Annotated in this window: 18 protein-coding genes; 8 read left to right on the forward strand and 10 right to left on the reverse strand. The window is 38.8% G+C overall.

The window, feature by feature from the left end; all coding sequences use genetic code 11:
* Positions 1–26: 26 nt before the first annotated feature.
* Positions 27–341 carry a DUF1827 family protein gene (locus IGL49_RS02235; protein WP_002355547.1) on the reverse strand — a complete coding sequence of 105 codons (315 nt, stop codon included), beginning with the start codon at positions 339–341 and terminating at the stop codon, positions 27–29.
* 196 nt (positions 342–537) lie between these two features.
* Positions 538–2,778, reverse strand: a complete 2,241-nt coding sequence (locus IGL49_RS02240; RefSeq protein ID WP_174128028.1) for an ATP-dependent Clp protease ATP-binding subunit — start codon at positions 2,776–2,778, stop codon at positions 538–540.
* Positions 2,779–3,079: 301 nt separating this feature from the next.
* Between IGL49_RS02240 and IGL49_RS02245 the strand changes: the two genes are divergently transcribed.
* The 3 genes from IGL49_RS02245 to ptsP all read left to right on the forward strand — a co-directional run bounded on the left by IGL49_RS02245 (position 3,080) and on the right by ptsP (position 5,435).
* Complete coding sequence (locus tag IGL49_RS02245) at positions 3,080–3,271, forward strand: hypothetical protein (protein ID WP_002366170.1); 192 nt, start codon at positions 3,080–3,082, stop codon at positions 3,269–3,271.
* A gap of 170 nt (positions 3,272–3,441) precedes the next feature.
* Positions 3,442–3,708, forward strand: a complete 267-nt coding sequence (locus IGL49_RS02250; RefSeq protein WP_002355551.1) for a phosphocarrier protein HPr — start codon at positions 3,442–3,444, stop codon at positions 3,706–3,708.
* Positions 3,708–5,435 carry a phosphoenolpyruvate--protein phosphotransferase gene (gene ptsP / locus IGL49_RS02255; RefSeq protein WP_002363173.1) on the forward strand — a complete coding sequence of 576 codons (1,728 nt, stop codon included), beginning with the start codon at positions 3,708–3,710 and terminating at the stop codon, positions 5,433–5,435. Before IGL49_RS02250 ends, ptsP begins: the two co-directional genes overlap by 1 nt.
* Positions 5,436–5,479: 44 nt before the next feature.
* On the opposite strand, the gene IGL49_RS02260 is transcribed toward ptsP, so the two are convergent.
* Genes IGL49_RS02260 through IGL49_RS02270 form a run of 3 tightly spaced genes read right to left on the reverse strand, consistent with a single transcriptional unit; the run spans position 5,480 to position 9,764 of the window.
* Positions 5,480–6,559: a DUF916 and DUF3324 domain-containing protein gene (locus IGL49_RS02260; RefSeq protein WP_164982905.1), complete on the reverse strand. Its 1,080-nt coding sequence runs from the start codon at positions 6,557–6,559 to the stop codon at positions 5,480–5,482.
* Positions 6,560–6,594: 35 nt separating this feature from the next.
* Positions 6,595–7,332, reverse strand: a complete 738-nt coding sequence (locus IGL49_RS02265) for a WxL domain-containing protein (protein ID WP_104853953.1) — start codon at positions 7,330–7,332, stop codon at positions 6,595–6,597.
* A 53-nt stretch (positions 7,333–7,385) separates the two neighbouring features.
* On the reverse strand, positions 7,386–9,764 hold the full coding sequence (locus IGL49_RS02270) for a hypothetical protein (RefSeq protein ID WP_164982904.1): 2,379 nt from the start codon (positions 9,762–9,764) through the stop codon (positions 7,386–7,388).
* A 263-nt stretch (positions 9,765–10,027) separates the two neighbouring features.
* Between IGL49_RS02270 and tig the strand changes: the two genes are divergently transcribed.
* Positions 10,028–11,311 carry a trigger factor gene (gene tig, locus IGL49_RS02275; RefSeq protein ID WP_002355556.1) on the forward strand — a complete coding sequence of 428 codons (1,284 nt, stop codon included), beginning with the start codon at positions 10,028–10,030 and terminating at the stop codon, positions 11,309–11,311.
* Between the two features lie 111 nt (positions 11,312–11,422).
* The gene (locus tag IGL49_RS02280; RefSeq protein ID WP_104853955.1) at positions 11,423–12,085 is read left to right on the forward strand and encodes a hypothetical protein; all 663 of its coding nucleotides are present in this window, start codon (positions 11,423–11,425) and stop codon (positions 12,083–12,085) included.
* A 45-nt stretch (positions 12,086–12,130) separates the two neighbouring features.
* On the opposite strand, the gene IGL49_RS02285 is transcribed toward IGL49_RS02280, so the two are convergent.
* The 4 genes from IGL49_RS02285 to IGL49_RS02300 form a co-directional block, all read right to left on the reverse strand.
* Positions 12,131–14,053, reverse strand: a complete 1,923-nt coding sequence (locus IGL49_RS02285; RefSeq protein ID WP_104853956.1) for a PTS fructose transporter subunit IIABC — start codon at positions 14,051–14,053, stop codon at positions 12,131–12,133.
* Positions 14,054–14,076: 23 nt separating this feature from the next.
* Positions 14,077–14,994, reverse strand: coding sequence for a 1-phosphofructokinase (gene pfkB, locus IGL49_RS02290; protein WP_104853957.1), 918 nt, complete (start codon positions 14,992–14,994; stop codon positions 14,077–14,079).
* Entirely contained in the window at positions 14,991–15,743 is a 753-nt protein-coding gene (locus tag IGL49_RS02295; RefSeq protein ID WP_104853958.1) for a DeoR/GlpR family DNA-binding transcription regulator, read from the reverse strand. Before IGL49_RS02295 ends, pfkB begins: the two co-directional genes overlap by 4 nt.
* A 138-nt stretch (positions 15,744–15,881) precedes the next feature.
* Positions 15,882–17,441: a ClC family H(+)/Cl(-) exchange transporter gene (locus tag IGL49_RS02300; protein ID WP_104853959.1), complete on the reverse strand. Its 1,560-nt coding sequence runs from the start codon at positions 17,439–17,441 to the stop codon at positions 15,882–15,884.
* Between the two features lie 164 nt (positions 17,442–17,605).
* Between IGL49_RS02300 and pcrA the strand changes: the two genes are divergently transcribed.
* Both pcrA and ligA read left to right on the forward strand, forming a co-directional pair.
* Entirely contained in the window at positions 17,606–19,864 is a 2,259-nt protein-coding gene (gene pcrA / locus IGL49_RS02305) for a DNA helicase PcrA (protein ID WP_104853960.1), read from the forward strand.
* A 125-nt stretch (positions 19,865–19,989) separates the two neighbouring features.
* Complete coding sequence (ligA, locus tag IGL49_RS02310; protein ID WP_104858680.1) at positions 19,990–22,020, forward strand: NAD-dependent DNA ligase LigA; 2,031 nt, start codon at positions 19,990–19,992, stop codon at positions 22,018–22,020.
* Here the strand turns inward: ligA and IGL49_RS02315 are convergent.
* Positions 22,017–22,232 (reverse strand): hypothetical protein, encoded by a 216-nt coding sequence (locus tag IGL49_RS02315; protein WP_308659093.1) that lies wholly within the window; start codon positions 22,230–22,232, stop codon positions 22,017–22,019. The genes ligA and IGL49_RS02315 overlap by 4 nt on opposite strands.
* On the opposite strand from IGL49_RS02315, the gene IGL49_RS02320 reads away from it, so the two are divergent.
* Positions 22,198–22,284: a hypothetical protein gene (locus tag IGL49_RS02320; protein WP_308659094.1), complete on the forward strand. Its 87-nt coding sequence runs from the start codon at positions 22,198–22,200 to the stop codon at positions 22,282–22,284. The two genes, IGL49_RS02315 and IGL49_RS02320, sit on opposite strands and share 35 nt — an antisense overlap.
* The last annotated feature ends 125 nt before the right edge of the window (positions 22,285–22,409 follow it).

Consider the following 22,409-nt stretch of genomic DNA (forward strand, 5'->3'; position numbering starts at 1 on the left):
CGAAGTGGGGAAACTTCGGCAGTTTTTTAGTTTTCCATGAGAGAAACTTTTAACGGAACAGACACTTCGGTCACATGGTTTAACTCAATGATAGAAATTTCATCTGGGTCATAAGCCTCTTTAGGTAATCGTTTTAACAATTTTGCTAAAATTTCTTTTACTTCTGTCGGACGAATACGACGATTTTTATTCATAATCAGAACTTCCACATGGTGAGCTGCTTCCGAATAGACAGCGGTCGTGTTTCCTGCTGAGTAGACTTTTACAAAGTAAGCATCCGTGTTTTCCAATTGTTTATTTACTAATTGTTTGTAGCTATTGGTCACATTCACTAATTTCATTTTATCACCTCATTATAGTTGTGTGCTGCAAAAGAGCGTTTCCAATTATGTACAGGAGTTCCAGATTGAATTTTTTCTCTGAGGAACAAGTATACGAAGATCTTTCTTCTATTATAGTTTTTTTTGATGAAAATAAAAAGTGAAAAGCATAAAAAAAAATCCGCACGCATTGTTATTAATGCGTGTGGATTTTTGATTATTCTGCTTGGTCAGATGTTGAAGTTTCTGTTTTAGTCACTTCTTGTGCGCCAGTTACGATAATTTTACCTTCGTTATCTAACGCTGCGACTAATTGATGATTTTCAGGATGATCTAGATAGTATTCAGCAATGCCGTCTTCAATTTGTTCTTGAATTGTTCGACGTAAAGGACGAGCGCCCATTGCAGGATCATAACCTAAATCAACGAGTTTCTCTTTGACTTCTGTTGGAACCTCAATGTGTAATTTTTGTTTAGCTAATAAGCCATTTACTTCTTCTAACATCAAGCTGACAATGTTCATCAGGTTTTCTTTGCTTAATGCTTTGAATTCGATAATACCATCGAAACGGTTAAGGAATTCGGGGGTGAAGAAGTTGTTCAATTGACCTAAAACAGATTTAGTCACACCTTCACGGGCAGCACCGAAGCCAACGTTGGCTTCCACAGCTCCTGTTCCAGCATTACTTGTCATGATAATGATGGTGTCTTTAAAGCTGACTGTACGACCTTGTGCATCTGTTAAACGACCATCGTCGAGAATTTGTAAAAACATGTGTAAAACATCAGGATGCGCTTTTTCAATTTCATCCAATAAAATTAAACTATAAGGATTACGACGGACTTTTTCTGTGAGTTGTCCAGCTTCGTCATACCCAACATAGCCTGGAGGAGAACCAATCAGTTTAGACACACTGTGTTTTTCCATATACTCACTCATATCAAAACGAACCATCGAATCTTCTGAACCGAATAGCTCAAAGGCTAATTGTTTTGCTAATTCTGTTTTACCAACGCCTGTTGGCCCTACAAATAAGAAGGAACCAATTGGACGGTTTTGCTTGCCTAAGCCTACACGATTGCGACGAATCGCTTTAGCTACTTTATCGACAGCATCATCTTGTCCGACAACGTGAGCTTTTAAGTCAACAGCTAAATTTTTCAATTGGGTTTGTTCTTTTTCTTTTAAGTCACCAACAGGAATACCAGTTTTTTGTTCCACAATGGCTTCAATATCTTTTTCAGAGATGACTGGTGTTTCTTCATCGCTGATTTGTTTTTCTTTCATTGCTTGTAATTTATTGATTTGATCACGATAGTAAGCCGCTTTTTCAAAATCTTCTTCTGCGGAAGCTTGTTGTTTTTGTTGTTCCGCTTCTGCTAATTTTTTATCAATTGTTTTTGGATCGACGAGTTGAATGGTTAGATTCATTTTAGAACCAGATTCATCTAACAAGTCAATCGCTTTATCTGGTAAAAAGCGATCTTGAATGTAACGGTTGGATAAGTTTGCTGCTGCGTTAATCGCTTCATCTGTATATTTGACATGATGATAATCTTCATAACGTTTTTGCAGACCACGTAAAATCGTAATGGTTTCGGCAACGGTTGGCTCATCGACTTGGACTGGTTGCATCCGACGTTCTAAGGCAGCGTCTTTTTCAATAATACGGTACTCATTTAAAGTTGTGGCACCGACTAATTGTAATTCACCACGTGCTAAGGCTGGTTTTAAAATATTGCCAGCATCCATATTGCCATCACCAGCAGCGCCAGCACCCACAATTTCATGGACTTCATCAATAAATAAAATGACATTTTCAGCTTCAGTGATTTCTTCAATCAATTTTTGCATCCGTTCTTCAAATTGTCCGCGAATACCAGTTCCTTGAACAAGTGAAACCACATCTAAACGAATGACTTCTTTGTCCAATAATTTTTGGGGCACATCGCCATCGACAATTTTTTGGGCTAAACCTTCGAAAACGGCTGTTTTACCGACACCTGGTTCACCGATTAAAACGGGATTGTTTTTTGTGCGGCGATTTAAGATTTCAATGACCCGCTTAATTTCCTGGTCACGTCCTACCACAGGATCGATATCTCCTTGGCGTGCCGCTTCGGTAATGTTAATCCCATACTCGCCTAGTAAACCTTGACCAGCGCCAGCGCTTCCCCGAGGGGGTTGACCGCCATTGCCACCCTCACCAAATTGAGTGGGTGGTGTTTGTTGTTCATAAGGATTACCTTGTTGCATTTGACGAGAAAGCGAGCGATATAAATCGTCTAAACTCCCAAAGCCAAAAGGGTCTTGTCCCATATTTTGAGGGGAATTATTTGCTTGATTTTTTAATTTTTGATAGCAGCTTTGGCAATAGTCCAGTTGTTTTCTTTGACCATTCACATTTGCATATAAATGAATTGTTGCTTCATTTTGTTGACAGTTTTGACAAATCATTGAATGAAACACATCCTTTCAAAATAACTGAGGCCAGAAAAATAGTTGTTTGCTCTATTATTTCTAGTAAACAGACCATTTTTCCTCAAACCAGCCAAGTACTAGATAGCAAGAATAAATTCTGTCTATAAAACCACTTGACCATTTTTGACCTTTGAGGTTATTATAGCATTTTTTGTAAGAGAATCAAGTAAAAGACCTTGTTTAAAAAAAGGCAAAGATTCGATTTTTTTACAGACAATTGCGCCGTTTTAAAGTAAACTGTAAGAGTTGATATTTAAGAGAAAGAGTGGTGAAATCAATGGCTGAAAATCCTTTTGTAGAAAAAATTGCTTCATTAAAAGCTGGAGAAATCTCTGAATTAATCGTGGAGCAAAATGAATTTTTCCAATTTCGTGATGCTTGGATTTCTTTGCCTGATCGCGCGGAAATTGTTGGAGAAGCGGGATTAAATGGACGAATCATTTATCGTTACCAAAAAGAGGAAGAATAGTCAGTGCAAAACATCACGAAATTTAAGCAAAAAGTGTTGTGTAAGATAGAAAAAAATGGTAATCTTAGAAACTGAAAGGGTCTTTTTTCGAGTAGACGTTTGATTTTAGCGTATCAAGAAAGGAAAACCCTAACATAAAAATTTTTTATTTACGAAGGAGACCGATTTATATGGAAAAGAAAGAATTTCACATTGTAGCAGAAACAGGAATTCACGCACGTCCAGCTACTTTATTAGTACAAACTGCAAGCAAATTTAACTCAGATATTAACTTAGAATACAAAGGTAAATCTGTTAACTTAAAATCAATCATGGGTGTTATGTCTTTAGGCGTTGGTCAAGGTTCTGACGTAACAATCACTGTTGATGGTGCTGACGAAGCTGAAGGAATGGCAGCAATCGTTGAAACATTACAAAAAGAAGGATTGGCTGAATAATGTCTGAGATGCTAAAAGGGATTGCCGCAAGTGATGGCGTTGCTGTTGCTAAAGCTTACCTGCTAGTTCAACCTGACTTGTCTTTCAACAAAACTTCCGTAGAAGATACTGAAGCAGAAGCAACTCGCTTAGACGATGCTTTAGCAAAATCTACTGAAGAGTTGCAAGCAATTCGCGACAAAGCAGCTCAAAGCCTTGGTGAAGCAGAAGCGCAAGTTTTCGATGCTCATTTAATGGTTTTATCTGACCCAGAAATGGTTGGTCAAATCAAACAAAATATCCAAGATAACAAAGTCAATGCAGAAGCTGCCTTGAAAGAAGTTACGGATATGTATATTGGTATGTTTGAAGCAATGGATGATAATGCTTACATGCAAGAGCGTGCAGCAGATATTCGTGACGTTGCCAAACGTATCTTAGCACATTTATTAGGTGTGACTCTTCCAAATCCTTCAATGATTAACGAAGAAGTCATCGTGGTTGCCCACGACTTAACACCTAGTGATACTGCACAATTAGACCGTACGTATGTTAAAGCCTTTGTGACAGACATCGGCGGACGTACTTCTCACTCAGCAATCATGGCTCGTTCGTTAGAAATCCCTGCAATCGTTGGTACAAAAGAAATTACTGACAAAGTAAAAGCAGGCGATATTTTAGCAGTGAACGGAATCATTGGGGATGTTATTATTGACCCAACAGATGCTGAAAAATCTGAATTTGAAGCAGAAGCAAAAGCCTATGCAGATCAAAAAGCAGAATGGGATAAACTAAAAAATGCAGAAACAGTGACAGCTGACGGTAAACATGTTGAGTTAGCTGCAAACATTGGTACACCAAAAGATTTAGAAGGCGTACACAAAAACGGCGGCGAAGCTGTTGGTTTATATCGTACAGAATTCTTATACATGGATTCATCTGACTTTCCAACTGAAGAGGACCAATACCAAGCGTATAAAGCAGTTCTTGAAGGAATGGAAGGAAAACCAGTTGTGGTTCGTACAATGGATATCGGTGGGGACAAAGAGCTTCCTTACCTAACATTACCACACGAAATGAACCCATTCTTAGGTTACCGTGCATTACGTATTAGCTTATCAGAACTAGGTGACGGCATGTTCCGTACACAAATGCGTGCATTATTACGTGCGTCTGTTCACGGTAACTTACGTATCATGTTCCCAATGGTTGCTACTTTGAAAGAATTTAGAGCAGCGAAAGCAATCTTTGAAGACGAAAAACAAAAATTAGTCAACGAAGGTGTTGAAGTTTCAAACGATATCCAAGTAGGTATTATGATTGAAATTCCAGCAGCTGCCGTATTAGCTGATAAATTTGCCAAAGAAGTTGACTTCTTTAGTGTTGGAACCAACGACTTAATCCAATACACAATGGCGGCAGACCGCATGAACGAACGCGTGTCTTACTTATACCAACCATACAACCCATCAATCTTACGTTTAATTAAAAATGTAATTGATGCAGCACACGCTGAAGGTAAATGGGCTGGTATGTGTGGTGAAATGGCGGGCGATCAAACAGCTGTTCCATTACTATTGGGTATGGGCTTAGATGAGTTCTCAATGAGTGCTACATCTATCCTTAAAACACGTAGCTTGATGAAACGTCTAGACACAACTAAAATGGCTGAACTTGCTGACCGCGCATTAAAAGAATGCGACACGATGGAAGAAGTCGTTGCATTAGTTGAAGAATATACAAAATAATTAAGTGATTATGAAAGCACATCGACAATTGTCGATGTGCTTTTTTATTGTTGCGATTCACGTATTTTTTTCTTGAAATAATAAATCGTGCTCCCCAAAATGAATAGAAAAACCAGCGTGATGCTACTCACCAGTTTCCAAGGAAAATTGGTGTGCTTTTCGGGTGGGAGGTTGACGGCGGTAGCATTGTATTTTTTAGCTTCTTTTTCTTGGATGACCAAGTGTTTTTCCCATGAATAGTCTTGATAACCATCGTTTGCTTTAATTTTTACAGTATAATTTCCAGGAACAAAAGGTTGTTCCTTTAAGTCAATCCGATAATTAAAATTTGTATTAGGAGCCATTGTTAACGACTCTTGGTGATTTTCGTAGCGAGGTTTGGTTTCTTTTTCATAATATAAAGAGGCATCGACTTGTAATTTTTTAATCATAGCCGCTTGTTTGTTTTGGAGATTCATTAATACGCGGTTACGACCGTTAGCTTGATCGGTTTTTACTTCATTTAAAGATAATTCTGGCTGAACAGGTTCATCTGTTTCACTAAGTAAGACGCCAACTACATAAGAAAAACGATTATTGATTGCTACGCCGTTTTCTGAGTGAGCAGATTGTTCATCTGACTTTTGTTCAAAATAAAGTCCTCCTAAAACATACCCTTTAAATGGTTCTTCTGGCAAAGTAAGCTGACATTCAACAATCTTTGTTGAGTGTTTAGGTAGGTGGATTTCTTTTGGTAATTGTGCAATCTCATTAAAGGTAAAAGGTGCAGATGGGTCTTTTTTTGTTTTAGCATGAGAATAATCTGCCAAGCCATTATCATTAGTAATCGCTGCATTGGCTGAAGCTAGCACGGTAATGTCGTTGGCTGTTTGATTCGTTAGTTCGATTTGTAGCTTTTGTGTTTGGTTTGGAGCGACACGTAAATCAAAATAACTGGTCTCTTTGGTTCGTTGATTGTCGGGTAAAATGGCTTTTATAGAAAAAGTCATTTCGCTTGCTTCTACAGAATAAGAGCCAATAAAAAATAAAAAAATGATGACGCTAATAGCATGGAGCCATTTAAAAAGCTGCTGATTCATAGTGTGCACTCCTTTTTGACAACATTTTATAAGAAGGTATTGCATGAAGTTGTTTCATGCAATACCTTGTTTGTTTTCTTTTAAAGTGGTGTATCATCCAAAATCCAAGTAAGCGTTGTTTTATATTGTTTAGCTGCAACTTTTTTCGTTGTCGCAGGAACCGTTAATTGAATGCCTTGAGCAGCGGTCGCTCCGCTACCAAAAGCTAATGTCCAAGTGCCCATTCCTGTTGAAAGAGCGGCAGTCGCCACAGGAGAAGTAGCGGCACCAGTTGGATCCAAGGTTACTGGGACCGTTAATGGCGCCAAAGAAAGCAACTGTGTTGAATTGGGGGTTGCTGCTAAAAAGGTCAAGGACGCATTATCCAAAACAGCGGGTGTTGAATCACTTGTAGCAAATTGCGCACTCTGTTTAACTGATAATTTCCAGCCAAGATTTAGACCACGTTTGTCAGTTACTTGAACATAGTTTGGCACGCTAATTAAATCGCCAGTACTATTTTGCACTTGGTCTAGTTGTGCCGAATAGATTGCTGTTCCGGCTTGGATTTGTTTTGACCCAAAATGGATATTTGAAACATAGTCAATACTAAGGGGTCCGGCTGTACCAGGTTGATGAGGATCAGCAGGATTAGGTGTCACAGGCTGAGACGGGTTCGTCGGACTGACAGGTGACGTGACAGTATTATCAAGAGCAAAAGTAATATCAGCGTTAGATTGAATAGAAGCGACTTGAGCAGCTTCAACTTTTGGACTATTTAAAAGCATAAGAGGCGTAGCAACGAACAAAATGCTTGAAATGCGCACGATCTTTTTCATTTTTGTTCCTTCTTTCTTGTTTATTTTTAACTTTTAAAAAAGCTAAATCCTAATTAGAGGGGTGTATCAGAAAGAATCCATTGTAATTCGGCAGTGTAAGATTCTTTGACCGTTAAATTAAGGTCAGGAGCAACGCTTAAAAAAAGTCCATTTTGTTGGTTCCAAGGGATTTCTACATTGTTATCGTCCGTTGCGGTGTATTGATAAACATCGGTTGCTAAAGAGGTGATAGGAAAATCACTGCCATTTTTTCGATAAATGAAAGCTTGTTGGATCGTTTTATTTGTAGAAGTTGAATGCATGGGCTGACTCTCTCTTACCAACAAATGCCACGGTGTTTTTGCAACTCGACCATCGGCAATGAGGAAAGGAGCGCTGATGGTCGATGGTGAGTATATGGTTCGTTTGCTGGGAAAAGGTAAATTTTTAAAGGAAACTGTAGTTGGCATCTGCACAAAACGGAGGGTACCGTTTTTGATGGGTAGAGACTGTTCCTTAGTGATTGGTGTAATTGGTGTTCCGCCACCATCATTGCCAGTAACCGTGCTAGAAAATAAAAGAAATTGGTTTATCAATTCTTCTGTAACCGTTGCTGTATATTGCAAGGTGAATTGTGTATTGGCTTCCGTAAAATTATCTGCTGGCAGCGAATTATGATAACTCCAATACTGCAAACCAGTGGAACTATCAGTTAAAAGTTGAAGCCCAGCTATTGGCGTACTTAAACCTGCTGCTGATTGTTTTGTTAATGTAGCAGCTGAAAGTTGGGTCAGTCCTTTAGGCACCGTTGCTCGTAATTGCTGATTCATCCACGTTGCTGGTTGATTGGTTAAACGTGTGGTTAACGTAAAACGAATGATTTGACCGCTTACGACAGAGTTTGCGGCTTCCCAGAGCCCTTGTGCATTTTTCCGCTCAATGGTTTGCGTGACCGCTAGCTGAGGCACAGGATAAGCAACTGTTTGAGAAACAGTAGAACTGGTTAGCAAAGGCAGACCAGTGCGATTGCTGAGACCTTGAATCCACAAGCTGACCGTTTCTCCTCCTTGGAAAGTAGGTAAATTAGCAAATTGAAAATGGCCATTGGAATCTAAGGATGTTGTGTAAATAGAACCACCATTTATTTGTACTTTAACTTGATAGGTTCCGTTAGATGCTTGAGAAGCTTTACCTGAAAGTTGAGTTGAGCCGGCATTAGCGGCTACATTTGTGACTGGTTGGATTGACCAATTGACACTTTGTTCAGCTGAGGGGCTGCTTTGAATATAGTCGGTTGACGTTTTTGAACGAGCAAAGACAATTGTAGAGAGCGTGTCGCCATATTCTAATGGTGAAGCTAAAGTGGTCGAGAAATTTCCGGCTGCCTCAACAGAAATCCCCTTCACCACAATGGGGGTAGTGGTCCCATCATGGCGGTTCAAGGTTAATTGAACAGAGTAGCTATAGTTTGGGTCTTGGACTTGTTGAATGGTTCCTGCTACAGTAGTTTCCAGATGGTTTGGTTGAGTTAGTTTGGCTGGTGTGACTTGAGGAACGGGATAATTACCTAAACTAAGTTGAGCTTTGCTAATCACACCTGTTTTTGTATTATTCCCAATAATAATATTAATTGCGCCTAATCCAGTGCCGACATCTGTAAAGGTTCCTCGAATCGGATAATCTTTGCCGTTAAGAGCAGGAGGGATTGAAATTCCTCGTTTATAAAGTGCGCCGACATCAAACGAAATGGCGGCAGACCATTTGGTTCCGGGAAGCAACACCAAGGTGCTACTTGGAAAAGTCAGATAAACAGAATGATACGTGCTACTATAAGAGAGGCTGACACCGTTAGTTGGACTGTGAATATCTTGAGTGGCTGTTCCTGGATAACTGACGGTTCCTGTTAAAAGAGTCAGAAAATCTTGTTGCTTTAGAGGGTCGTTATTTAACTGGTTTGAAATTTCTGTAGGAAGTTGAATAGCAATAATCGGCCGATCATTAATTGCTAAGCCGATAAGTGTCACACTGTATTCATACGAAAGCGTGATAATATCTTGGTTATACGTTCCCGTGCTTAAGGTACTTTTCAAGCTGCTATTACCAACAGAAACACTAGCTGGCGCAGGTGCTATAGGTTCATCGTTTTCAGAGGAAGTGTGGGTTTGCTCGGTTTCTTGTTCCACGATATCGGTTGCTTGAGTTGTTTGTTGTTCTGTTGAAACTGAGGTAAATGTTTCACTAAAAGTAGAGGCATGAGTTGCAGGGGCCATCAGTGTTTCAGAATGAGTAATCAACGGTTGAGTCAGCAATAAAAAAAGCCATGATATGATGCAAGAAAAGATGCCCCAGACGAACTTATTCAAAACCATCACCTCCTTTTTTGATATTATATGTATAATGATGAAAATATATAATACGTGAATATTGAGTACATACATTCTATAATGGTCCATCAATAAAGTAAAGCGATTACATCCTATGGTGAACAAGATATTTTGTTCACAATCTTTTAGGATTTTAAGAAGGAAATTTCTCGAAATTCTATGCTTTTTTAATCCGAAAAAATTAAAAAACTGATAGTTTGCTAAAAATCGCGTCTTTCTTTCACTTCTTAGCACTTAAAATATTTACATTTTCCTAGGGATAGTGTACTATTTAAAGGTATGCATAAATAAAGTTTGATGTATAAAATTAAATGTTATTCGGAGGGAAACAAATGTCTGCGAAATGGGAAAAAAAAGGCACTAATGATGGTGTATTAACTTTTTCAATCGAACAAGCAGTAATCGAAAAAGGATTAACGCAAGCGTTCAATAAAGTGAAAAAAAACTTAAACGTACCTGGTTTCCGTAAAGGAAAAGTATCACGTACTGTTTTTAACCGTATGTATGGAGAAGAAGCGTTATACGAAGATGCGTTAAACGCTGTTTTACCAGAAGCATATGAAGCGGCTGTATTAGAAGCAGGAATTGAACCAGTAGCACAACCAAAAATTGATGTTGAAAGCATGAATAAAGGGGAAGACTGGGTTATCACTGCTGAAGTAACTGTCAAACCTGAAGTAAAATTAGGTGAATACAAAAACTTAACAGTGTCTAAACAAGACCGTGAAGTAACAGATGAAGACGTGGAAGCACGTTTGAAACGCGAACAAGAATCTCAAGCTGAATTAGTAATCAAAGAAGATGCCGCTGCTGAAAATGGCGACACTGTAGTTATCGACTTTGAAGGCTTCTTAGGCGACGAAGCATTTGAAGGCGGCAAAGGCGAAAATTACTCATTAGAACTAGGTTCTAATTCATTCATCCCTGGCTTTGAAGACCAATTAGTTGGCAAAAAAGCTGGCGAAGAAGTAGAAGTAAACGTTACTTTCCCTGAAGATTACCAAGCAGAAGATTTAGCTGGTAAAGAAGCAGTCTTCAAAGTTACTGTTCATGAAGTAAAAGCAAAAGAATTACCAGAATTGGATGATGAATTTGCAAAAGACGTTGACGATTCAGTAGAATCATTAGACGAATTAAAAGAAAAATTCCGTAAAGAATTAACAGAAGCAAAAGAAGCAGCTGCTGAAGAAGCAAAAGACGAAGAAGCGATTCGTTTAGCTGTTGAAAATGCTGAAATCGTTGAATTACCACACGTCATGGTTCACGACGAAGTTCACCGTTCAATGGATGAATTCTTAAACAACATGCAACGTCAAGGAATTTCTCCTGAAATGTACTACCAATTAACTGGTTCTACAGAAGAAGATTTACACAAACAATTTGAAGGCGAAGCAGAAACACGCACAAAAACAAACTTAGTGATTGAAGCAGTTGCCAAAGCTGAAAACATCGAAGTAACACAAGAAGACATCGATGCTGAAGTGAAAGATTTAGCAGAACAATACAACATGCCTGAAGCGCAAGTACGTAAAGTATTAAACAACGACATGTTAGAACACGATATTCGTATGAAACGTGCTGTTGAAACAATTACTGAAACAGCTGTTGAAAAATAAACATTTTTAATAAGCTCTTCATTCGATAGAGTTTTCTAAAACTGTAGATGGAAGGTGTCTTTCATCTACAGTTTTTTTCATATAAAATAACTTTTGAAAGGATGTGTCAAAATGGATAAAAATTATTCGAAAATTAAATATGGATTAGTGGTGTTTGGCATCTTATGCTTGACGTACAATCTCTGGGAATTTTTTACGGCTAAGTATTCAACAAAACAAGGTGTGACGTTTGTTATCGAATGTTTACTTGGAATTGGTCTGATCTTTTTACCGGATCTTGTCAATAAATTTTTAAAAATTATTATGCCACCGACCATCGTTTATTTTTACTGGTTTTTCTTATTTATTTCAGTATTCCTAGGAACTTCGTTGCATCTGATTTCAATCATTTCGTTCTGGGATAAAATTTTACACTTTGTTAGTCCGATGCTGCTAACCGCTGTTGGTTATGGCATTGGTGGGTTCTTATTAAAGAAAACGAAGTATGCCGATGTTTCACCGTGGTTATTTTTATTATTTGGTTTTGCGTTTGCGGGACTTTGTGGTGTCTTTTGGGAATTCTGGGAATTTATCTGCGATTCATTAGGAGACATGAACTTACAACGCTATAATATGTCCAACGGCCAACCATTTATTGGGCGTGTTGCTTTAATGGATACGATGGGAGATTTATTTACCAATACCCTTGGGGCCTTTGTGATGGGCGTGTATACGTATATCAGAAGCAAAGGAAACCCTGAGTATTTAGAAAATTATGCGATAAAGAGAAAATAATAAAAAAGCGATTCAACCATAGTTGAATCGCTTTTTTGCTGTTTTTTAAGCAGATACTACGACAGGTTTTTTCAAAAGTCCGTAGACAATTCCTGAAATAATTGCACCAATTAAGATGAACAATAGATATAGTAATGGATTACTTAATAGGAAGACAACGAAGATTCCTCCATGTGGCGCCAATAATTTGATACCAAACGCACCAACCAACGCACCAGTAAAGGCAGAACCTACCACGAAACTTGGAATCACACGTAATGGGTCAGCTGCTGCAAAAGGAATTGCCCCTTCAGTGACAAAAGAAAGTCCCATTACAATATTGGTTAAGCCAGCGTCTTGTTGATCTTTTGTAAATTTGTTTTTAAATAAACGAGTTGCTACGAAAATTGCTAATGGAGGAACCATTCCGCCAGCCATTACAGAAGCCATGACCACGCTGCCACCTTCTGCGACAGTACTTGCTAGCGTAGCTGTACCGAAAACATAAGCAGCTTTGTTAACTGGTCCACCTAAGTCGATGGCCATCATACCAGCTAATAAGGCACCAAGTAAAGCTGCATTTGTGCCGTCTAAGCCAAGTAGGAAATGATTTAACGCATCGTTAATTGCTTTCATCGGGATGTTAATGACTAACATTAATAAGCCCGTAATAATCAAACCAAAAACTGGATAGAATAAAATGGTTTTAATTCCATCTAATGATTTTGGCAAGCCTTTGAAGACTTTACGTAAAAGAACCACTACATAACCAGCTAAGAAACCACCGATCAGGGCACCAAGGAACCCAGCTCCGCCAGCGTTTGCTAACGCACCAGCGGCGAAACCAGCAACTAAGCCTGGACGATCCCCAATACTAGAAGCAATAAAACCAGCTAAGACAGGTAACATAAAGCCAAATGCTGCGCCACCAATTTGGTTAAACCAGCTAGCTACGTCATTGTAATTACCTAAGTTGGCTAATTGATCTTGAGGAACCCCGATAAATTGATCAATCATAAAGGAAAGAGCAATGGCGATTCCGCCACCAATAACGAAAGGTAACATATGAGAAACACCATTCATTAAATCTTTATAGATACGAGAACCGATGGAACCTTCCGCCGAATCCTCTTGGTCGCTTGCAGCCGAGTCACTGCCATGGAAAGTAGGAGCTTCACCACTAATGGCTAAGTTAATTAGTTCTTCGGTTTTACGAATTCCATCACTGACGGGACGATTGACTAATTTTTTACCATCAAATCGATTCATTTCTACTTTTTTATCGGCTGCGACAATCACGCCATCAGCACGAGCAATATCTTCAGCAGTTAAACGATTTTTAATTCCTTCTGAACCGTTTGTTTCTACTTTAATGTCTACGCCCATTTCTTTTGCTTTTTTCTTCAGCGCATCTTCGGCCATGTAAGTATGAGCAATTCCTGTAGGACAAGCAGTCACAGCAATAATATATTTACGATTGCTTTCTGGTGCTGGCGTTGTTTGTTCTTGTTCTGCTTTTTCTTCCGCTTCTTTTTGATCTTCTGCTGCTTGGAAAAGAGCTTGGACTGCTTCTGGAGTTTCCGCTTCTTTCAATTTGCCAACAAAGTCTGGATCGATAAGTAATCGAGAAAGGGCCGCAAGTGCTTGGAGATGTGTATCATTGGCGCCTTCTGGAGCAGCAATCATGAAGAATAGATAAGTAGGTTGGCCATCTAGTGCTTCATAATCAACCCCTTTTTTACTTTTAGCGAAAAGAACTGTCGGTTCTTTAACGGCACTGTTTTTTGCGTGAGGCATAGCGATGCCGTCTCCTAAACCAGTCGATGTTTGTGCTTCGCGTTTTAAAATTCCTTCTTTGTAAGTGTCAATGTCAGAGATGCGGCCACCATCGTATAATTTTTGGACCATTTCATCAATTGCGCCTTTTTTATCAGTCGCTTGTAAATCCATAATCATGACATCTTTTATTAATAAATCATTAATGTTCACTCTATTTTCCTCCCTTAGTGGATTTATTCTGAAATTTTTTCAATTGTTACTTCGTGAATAAGTTCTTGGATAAAATCTTCTGAGGCTAAATCATCAGAAAAAGCAGTCGCGCTACCGCAAGCGACACCCCATTTGAAAGCCGCTAAAGGATCTTGTGTTTTTGAAAAGTTGCCAATAAAGCCAGCAATCATTGAGTCACCAGCGCCGACAGAATTTTTCAATGGGCGTTTTAAAACGTTGGAACGGTAAACACCTTCTGTTGTGAAAAGTAATGCACCATCACCAGCCATTGAGATAATTACGTGTTGTGCTCCTTCTTCTAGTAACCGATGTCCATAAGGTATAATGTCTTCAACACTTGTAAAGGTTGTATGATATAATTCTGCCAACTCATGATTATTTGGTTTGACCAATAAAGGCTTTTGTGCCAAAGCATTCATTAAATCTTCACCTGTCGTATCGATAACAAATTCTGCATCTTTTTCCTTTACAATTTGGATTAATTCTTCGTAAAATCCTTTGCGTAGAGAAGCAGGTGTACTTCCTGAAAGAACAACAATATCACCAGCCTGAACACGACTAACTGCTTGTTTTAGTTCTTGAATTTCTTCGTTTGTTAGGGCAGGCCCTAAGCCGTTAATTTCTGTTTCAGTATCTGATTTCAATTTAATGTTGATCCGTGTATCAGCCGACACGGGAGTGAAATTCGTTTGGATTTCTTCTTTTTTCAACCAATCGGCAATGAATGAGCCGGTAAAACCACCTAAAAAACCTAAGGCCGTGGATTCTGTCTCCATGCGTTTTAAAATACGTGAAACGTTGATTCCTTTGCCACCAGGTAATTTAAAATCATTCGTCATCCGATTCAAATCACCAATTTGTAGATGATCGACATGAACGATAAAGTCGATAGAAGGGTTTAAAGTCACTGTGTAAATCATTTATTTGCCTCCATTAAAATAGTTTTTTGCTGGAATCTTTGAAGTGATTCAGCAGGACAGTAGTCCGTTAATAAAGTAACTGCCTCTAATTCTTCCACTTTGGTAAACGTTACTTCGTTAAATTTTGTATGATCCAGTAACACATAGGCTGTTTCTGCTTGATGGATAGCCAAGGCTTTTAATGCGGCTTCTTCGGGATCAGGCGTGGTTAAACCAAACTCTAAATGTGCGCCGTTAGTTCCTAAAAAAGCTTTGTTAAAACGAAAATGTTGTAGCTGTTCCATACTAGTGGCACCAATGATTGCTTTAGTGGAGAGCTTCAAAGTACCACCGAGCATAATAGTGGGAATTTCCATATCGCTAAGTTTTGCTGCGTGATGCACGGAATTCGTCACTACATGGATTTGTTTTCCAACTAAAAAAGGGATCATTTCTAACGTGGTTGAACCAGCATCTAAATAGATCATATCGCCATCTTGTACACAACTAGCGGCTAAAGCAGCAATTTTTTGCTTTTCGTGCGTGTTTTTGCTCGATTTTTCCGTCATGTTTTGTTCAAAGCCTAAATTAAGAATACGCTTGGCGCCACCGTGAATGCGTTCTAACAAATTGGCGTCTTCTAATTCTTGTAAATCGCGGCGGATTGTGGATTCTGAAGCATTGAACAAGCTAGCAAGTTCTTGTGATTTGACGACTGATTTTTGATCTAACAATTGTAAAATTTTTTGATGTCGTTCTTCCGTAAGCATTTTCATCCCTCATTTCATGGATATAATAGCACAAATGAAAACGCTAATCAATCTAAAACGGTCAAAAACATTCAAAAAAATTAAAAAACAGTCATAAGAAAAAAAGAAAGCTGCTGAACCTGGGTTCAGCAGCTTTCTTTAATTCACTAAATCATTCGGTAAAGTTTTTTGATAAATCTCTTTTTTGACTTGGTAAGCGAGTTTTTCATCGGTCAAAATAATGAGCACATCGCCAACATGCATAACAGTATCACCATGTGTTAAAATTTCCGATTCGCCACGGCGAATGGAAGTGAGCAACATTTGTTTAGGCCAGACAAAATCACGTACCATCGTATCATCTAAGGAACTTTCTGCAGTGATAGGTAATTCAATAATCGTTTTGTGGCCACGAATATTACTTACTTTAGAAGGAACCAAACGTTCTAATAAGCTTTCATAAATTGGCTTGCCGCCAAGACTATCGATGGTAATATAACTAACTAAAGCGACAACCCCTAAAGACATTAAATGAGAAAAATTGCCGACCATTTCTGTTACTAAAATAATCGCTGTTAACGGTGCTTTGCCGATCGCAGTAAAATAACCAGCCATGGCAAAAATTAAAAAGTTTTTCACAAAAATTGGATCCATCCCTACGTATTGGACAAGTAGACTGCCATACAATGTTCCGATAATGGCACCTAAAGTTAGAATAGGCAAGAAAATACCACCAGGGAGATTCGAACCGTAAGAAACCATTGAAAAAACAAAACGTAAAACCAGTAAGCCGACTAAAGCCCAAATGGTGGCTGGTTGATTGCCTAAAGCTAAAACAATTTGATTCCCACCGCCAAGTAAATGTGGAAAGAAATAACCAATCGGTAAAATCAAAATAAAAGGAACAAAACCATAATAATTAGAAGAAAGGCCTTTGATTTTTCCATATACTTTTGGTAAGGACAACAATGTTTTTTGATATATCCAACCTAATAATCCTAGCAAAACGCCCAGCAGGACTAATGTCCAGTAGTACTCTAAAGGCAAAGATTTAACGGGACCAATATAAAGAACTGGTTGCAATCCGAAGAAATGCAAAGAAACAAAGTTAGCGGAAATGGCCGCAGAAAAAGAGGTTAACCAAACTAAAGGTGAAAAGGAATGGTGAACCTCTTCTAGAACAAATAAAAGTCCTGCGATTGGTGCATTAAAAGCGGCGGCTAAACCAGCACTGGCACCACTACTGATTAAAATTTTTTCTTCAGACTTGGTGCTTTGCCGCCATTGACTATAGCCTTGTCCAACCACGGCACCTAGTTGAATTGAAGGACCTTCACGTCCCAAAAATAGCCCAGGACTAATCGCTAAGATCCCACCGATAAATTTTTTCCAAAGCACTGGCAACCAGTGAATTTCTAATTGACCTTGGAGTTGTCCTTCCACTTGGGGGATGCCACTGCCTTTAATTGCTGGTTCGCTCTTAATCAGTCGTCCTAATAAATAAGCAAGCACGAGAGAAAATAAGAACCAAGGAATCATCCAAAAGGGTTTTTCGTGAAACATTTGATACAGGTGAACGACTTGTTCGCCAATTTTTTCAATGCCTAAGCGAAATAAGCTGACAACAAAGCCGACAAGAATTCCGACGACGATGCCTTTAAGGATAAAGCCGATTCGGGTACCATCTAATTGTTTAATTTCATGTACTTCATTATTCATTTCATTTTTAGCCTCCATCACTACTTACTAATGTACTGCGGTTTGACTTGATTTACAAGAAAATTTCATATAAAAAGAAAAAGATTTTTTGTTCTTTTCTAAAGAACTTCAAAGGGATTTTTGGTATACTGTATAAGATTGAAAAAAGAGAGAGGACGTTTAATATGACACAAAAACATGCCTTGGTTCACGGAATGAATCCTCGACAAGAAGAAGCCGTTTTGCATACAGAAGGACCACTGTTGGTCATGGCTGGTGCTGGTAGTGGAAAAACGCGGGTTTTAACACACCGAATTGCCTATCTAATTGAGGAAAAAGAAGTAAATCCATGGAATATTTTGGCGATTACGTTTACCAATAAAGCTGCTAAAGAAATGAAAGAGCGTGTAAATAAATTACTGGCAACGGGTGGCGAAGATGTATGGGTCTCCACTTTTCACTCCATGTGTGTAAGAATTTTACGTCGTGATGTTGATCAGATTGGCTACAACCGTAATTTTACAATTATTGACCCATCGGAACAAAAAACATTAATGAAACGCATCTTAAACGACTTAAATATTGATTCAAAAAAATATGATCCTCGCTCAATTTTAGGTACGATTAGCAATGCCAAAAATGAATTACAAACGCCTGAAAAAGTTGCTGAAATGCAAGGTTCCTTGTATGAAGAAATTGTCGCAAAATGCTATGAAGCCTATCAAAAAGAATTACGCAAAAACCAATGTATGGATTTTGATGATTTGATTATGAATACGATTCGTTTATTCAATGAACAACCAGATACGTTAGCTTTCTACCAAAATAAATTTCACTATATTCATGTGGATGAATACCAAGATACCAATCATGCACAATATACCCTAGTCAATTTATTGGCTGCACGTTTCAAAAATCTGTGTGTCGTAGGTGATGCCGACCAAAGTATCTATGGTTGGCGCGGGGCGGATATGCAAAATATCTTGGATTTTGAAAAAGATTATCCAGATGCCAGTGTAATTTTGCTAGAACAAAATTATCGATCCACCAAAAACATTTTGGCGGCTGCGAATGATGTCATTAAAAATAACCGTAACCGCCGCGAGAAAGAACTGTGGACAGAAAATATAGACGGTGAAAAAATTGTCTATTATCGTGGGGATACAGAACGGGATGAAACACAATTTATTGTGAGCCAAATTCAAAAAGAAATGCGGGAAAATGACCGAATTTATGGTGATTTTGCGGTTTTATATCGGACCAATGCTCAATCCCGTGTAGTGGAAGAAATGCTCTTGAAATCTAATATTCCGTATACCATGGTGGGCGGACATAAATTCTACGACCGTAAAGAAATTAAAGATATTTTGGCTTATTTAAGTTTGATTGCCAATCCAGACGATTCGATCAGCTTTGAACGAATTGTCAATGAACCAAAACGAGGAATTGGTAAAAGTTCAATTGAAAAATTACGGCTATTTGCGGATACACATGGTTGGGCTTTGCTGGAAGCTGCCCAAAATGTTGATTTGGCAAATATTTCAGGAAAAGCGGGTAAAGAGCTTGGTAATTTTGGCATGATGATTCAAGACTTAACGAAAACAGTGCCCTATTTAACGATTACAGAATTGGTGAAAGAAACTTTACAACGTAGTGGTTATCGGGAAGCTTTGATGGCGCAAAATAATCTAGAGTCTCAAGCTCGCTTAGAAAACTTGGACGAATTTTTATCTGTGACACAAGAATTTGATAAACGTTTTGAAGCACAAAATAACGACGATCCAAATGGCGAAGAAACAAAATTGGCGGATTTTTTAACAGATTTAGCCTTGGTTTCTGATTTAGATAATTTAGAAGAGAGCTCTTCACAAGTAACCTTAATGACGTTGCATGCGGCCAAAGGGCTGGAATTTCCAGTGGTCTTTTTAATGGGCTTAGAAGAAGGAGTTTTCCCTTTATCACGTGCTATGTTAGAAGAAAGTGAACTGGAAGAAGAACGGCGTTTGGCTTATGTTGGTATCACTCGAGCGGAAGAAGCCTTGTTCTTAACGAATGCTTATTCGAGAACATTATATGGTCGCACGCAATATAATCGACCAAGTCGCTTTTTAGAAGAAATTGAGGCGGAGCGTTTAATGAAACAAGGGGCGGCGGCCAATTTACAGAAATCTCCAGCGCGCACCTTTGATCCTAAAGTATTCAAGCCCAACGCAAGTAAACCAGCTTATACACAGCCAGCTACAAAATCAGTTAGCAACAAAGTGGCAAGTGGTGGCGAAAAAGTTTCTTGGCAAGCAGGTGATAAGGTCCAACATAAAGCATGGGGCGTTGGTACAGTCGTTCGTGTAGGCGGTTCGGCCAAAGACTTAGAGTTGGACATTGCTTTCCCAGAAAAAGGTATAAAACGGTTGTTAGCGGCATTTGCGCCAATTGAAAAAATTTAACATGCAAAATAGGTCAGCGATTTAATGAGAAATCATCATTAGATAAATTCTTTTTATTTTCTATCTTAGTGTAAATGTGTTAAAAAGACGATAGGAGCATTACACTTATGAGGAGGAGTTCTACGATGGAACAACAACCATTAACATTAACGGCGGCGACAACTCGTGCGCAAGAATTAAGAAAACAACTCAATCAATATTCCCATGAATATTATGTCAAAGATCAACCATCCGTAGAAGATTATGTTTACGATCGTTTGTATAAAGAGTTAGTCGATATTGAAACGGAGTTTCCTGATTTAATCACGCCAGATTCGCCGACACAACGGGTAGGTGGCAAAGTTTTATCTGGTTTTGAAAAAGCTCCGCATGACATTCCAATGTATAGTTTAAATGATGGGTTTAGCAAGGAAGACATTTTTGCTTTTGATGAACGTGTTCGTAAGGCGATTGGTAAACCCGTTGCTTACTGTTGTGAGTTGAAAATTGATGGTTTGGCAATTTCATTACGTTATGAAAACGGGGTGTTTGTACGCGGAGCAACACGAGGCGATGGAACGGTTGGTGAAAACATTACAGAGAACTTACGAACGGTTCGTTCTGTACCAATGCGTTTAACGGAGCCCATTTCAGTGGAAGTTCGTGGTGAGTGCTACATGCCTAAACAATCCTTTGTCGCATTGAATGAAGAACGTGAAGAAAATGGTCAAGATATTTTTGCCAATCCTCGGAATGCAGCGGCGGGAAGCTTGCGCCAATTAGATACAAAAATTGTGGCGAAACGGAACTTAAATACGTTTTTATACACAGTTGCTGACTTTGGACCAATGAAAGCGAAGACGCAGTTTGAGGCACTAGAAGAGCTTTCTGCAATTGGTTTTAGAACCAACCCCGAACGGCAATTATGTCAGTCAATCGATGAAGTTTGGGCCTATATTGAAGAATACCATGAAAAGCGGAGCACTTTGCCATACGAAATCGATGGAATTGTGATTAAAGTGAACGAATTTGCGTTGCAAGATGAATTAGGTTTCACTGTCAAAGCACCTCGCTGGGCGATTGCCTATAAATTTCCACCAGAAGAAGCAGAGACAATAGTGGAAGATATTGAATGGACAATTGGGCGAACGGGGGTGGTCACTCCTACTGCGGTGATGGCTCCTGTACGAGTCGCGGGAACTACGGTTAGTCGAGCAAGTTTGCATAATGCAGATTTTATTCAAATGAAAGATATCCGTTTAAATGATCATGTTATTATTTACAAAGCCGGCGATATTATCCCAGAAGTAGCGCAAGTCCTAGTTGAAAAACGTGCAGCCGATAGTCAGCCTTATGAAATGCCGACACATTGTCCGATTTGTCATAGTGAGTTGGTGCATTTAGATGAGGAAGTGGCGTTACGTTGTATTAATCCTAAATGCCCTGCGCAAATTAAAGAAGGGCTGAATCACTTTGTCTCACGAAACGCAATGAACATTGATGGCTTGGGGCCACGAGTGTTAGCACAAATGTATGACAAAGGATTAGTGAAAGATGTAGCGGATCTGTATTTCTTAACAGAAGAACAGTTAATGACTTTGGATAAAATCAAAGAAAAATCAGCAAACAACATTTATATCGCCATTCAAGAGAGCAAAGAAAACTCTGTCGAACGTTTGATTTTTGGCTTAGGGATTCGCCATGTGGGTGCGAAAGCGGCGAAAATTTTAGCGGAGCATTTTGGTGATTTACCAACCTTAAGTCGAGCAACTGCGGAAGAAATTGTGGCTTTGGATTCAATTGGCGAAACAATCGCAGACAGCGTCGTAACGTATTTTGAAAATGAGGAAGTTCATGAACTAATGGCTGAACTGGAAAAAGCCCAAGTGAACTTGACATATAAAGGTCTCCGGACAGAGCAATTAGCAGAAGTGGAGTCACCTTTCAAAGACAAAACAGTTGTTTTAACAGGGAAATTAACGCAGTACACCCGCGAAGAAGCCAAAGAAAAAATTGAAAATCTTGGTGGAAAAGTTACAGGCAGTGTTTCGAAAAAAACTGACATTGTGGTTGCTGGCGAAGATGCTGGCAGTAAATTAACCAAAGCTGAAAGCTTAGGCGTGACCGTTTGGAATGAACAAGAAATGGTCGATGCGTTAGATGCAAGTCATTTTTAAGAAGAAAAATTAACGTTGTCAGATTTTATGTAGTAATTTGATGGTATACTTATTTTAGTCATAAAAGTTATCTGAACGAGGACTTTCTGAGTTGAGAAAGGAGGTTGATGCGTATGCTCAATTCTTCTTACCTTAATGAAAGGAGCAATATTTTTGTCCGTTGAAGCAGCGTTAGGACTGATGATTGGTTTTGCAACACTTGTTGTAACCATTATCTTCAGTATCCTTGCGCTTGTCTCAGACAACAAAAATAACCGTTCATAAGCTTTGACGAGCTGAACGGTTACGCAGTTGAAATAAAAATAGTAACTCAGTAAGCCACCAGTTCTTATAACTGGTAATGGCTACTAGAGAGGTATGTTCCTGCATATCTCTCTTTTCATTTTCAT

Origin of the sequence: Enterococcus sp. DIV1337a (assembly GCF_051712285.1) — a bacterium.
Taxonomy (GTDB): Bacteria; Bacillota; Bacilli; order Lactobacillales; family Enterococcaceae; genus Enterococcus; species Enterococcus faecalis.

What these genes read in the sequence shown, in the direction of transcription:
- IGL49_RS02270 (WP_164982904.1), bottom strand. Translation starts at nt 9,764, where the DNA reads ATGGACCATTATAGAATGTATGTACTCAATATTCACGTATTATATATT.
- IGL49_RS02240 (WP_174128028.1), bottom strand. Translation starts at nt 2,778, where the DNA reads ATGATTTGTCAAAACTGTCAACAAAATGAAGCAACAATTCATTTATAT.
- ptsP (WP_002363173.1), top strand. Translation starts at nt 3,708, where the DNA reads ATGTCTGAGATGCTAAAAGGGATTGCCGCAAGTGATGGCGTTGCTGTT.
- IGL49_RS02235 (WP_002355547.1), bottom strand. Translation starts at nt 341, where the DNA reads ATGAAATTAGTGAATGTGACCAATAGCTACAAACAATTAGTAAATAAA.
- IGL49_RS02265 (WP_104853953.1), bottom strand. Translation starts at nt 7,332, where the DNA reads ATGAAAAAGATCGTGCGCATTTCAAGCATTTTGTTCGTTGCTACGCCT.
- IGL49_RS02300 (WP_104853959.1), bottom strand. Translation starts at nt 17,441, where the DNA reads ATGAATAATGAAGTACATGAAATTAAACAATTAGATGGTACCCGAATC.
- IGL49_RS02260 (WP_164982905.1), bottom strand. Translation starts at nt 6,559, where the DNA reads ATGCAATACCTTCTTATAAAATGTTGTCAAAAAGGAGTGCACACTATG.
- IGL49_RS02280 (WP_104853955.1), top strand. Translation starts at nt 11,423, where the DNA reads ATGGATAAAAATTATTCGAAAATTAAATATGGATTAGTGGTGTTTGGC.
- IGL49_RS02315 (WP_308659093.1), bottom strand. Translation starts at nt 22,232, where the DNA reads ATGGTTACAACAAGTGTTGCAAAACCAATCATCAGTCCTAACGCTGCT.
- IGL49_RS02250 (WP_002355551.1), top strand. Translation starts at nt 3,442, where the DNA reads ATGGAAAAGAAAGAATTTCACATTGTAGCAGAAACAGGAATTCACGCA.
- IGL49_RS02245 (WP_002366170.1), top strand. Translation starts at nt 3,080, where the DNA reads ATGGCTGAAAATCCTTTTGTAGAAAAAATTGCTTCATTAAAAGCTGGA.
- IGL49_RS02295 (WP_104853958.1), bottom strand. Translation starts at nt 15,743, where the DNA reads ATGCTTACGGAAGAACGACATCAAAAAATTTTACAATTGTTAGATCAA.
- ligA (WP_104858680.1), top strand. Translation starts at nt 19,990, where the DNA reads ATGGAACAACAACCATTAACATTAACGGCGGCGACAACTCGTGCGCAA.
- pfkB (WP_104853957.1), bottom strand. Translation starts at nt 14,994, where the DNA reads ATGATTTACACAGTGACTTTAAACCCTTCTATCGACTTTATCGTTCAT.
- tig (WP_002355556.1), top strand. Translation starts at nt 10,028, where the DNA reads ATGTCTGCGAAATGGGAAAAAAAAGGCACTAATGATGGTGTATTAACT.
- pcrA (WP_104853960.1), top strand. Translation starts at nt 17,606, where the DNA reads ATGACACAAAAACATGCCTTGGTTCACGGAATGAATCCTCGACAAGAA.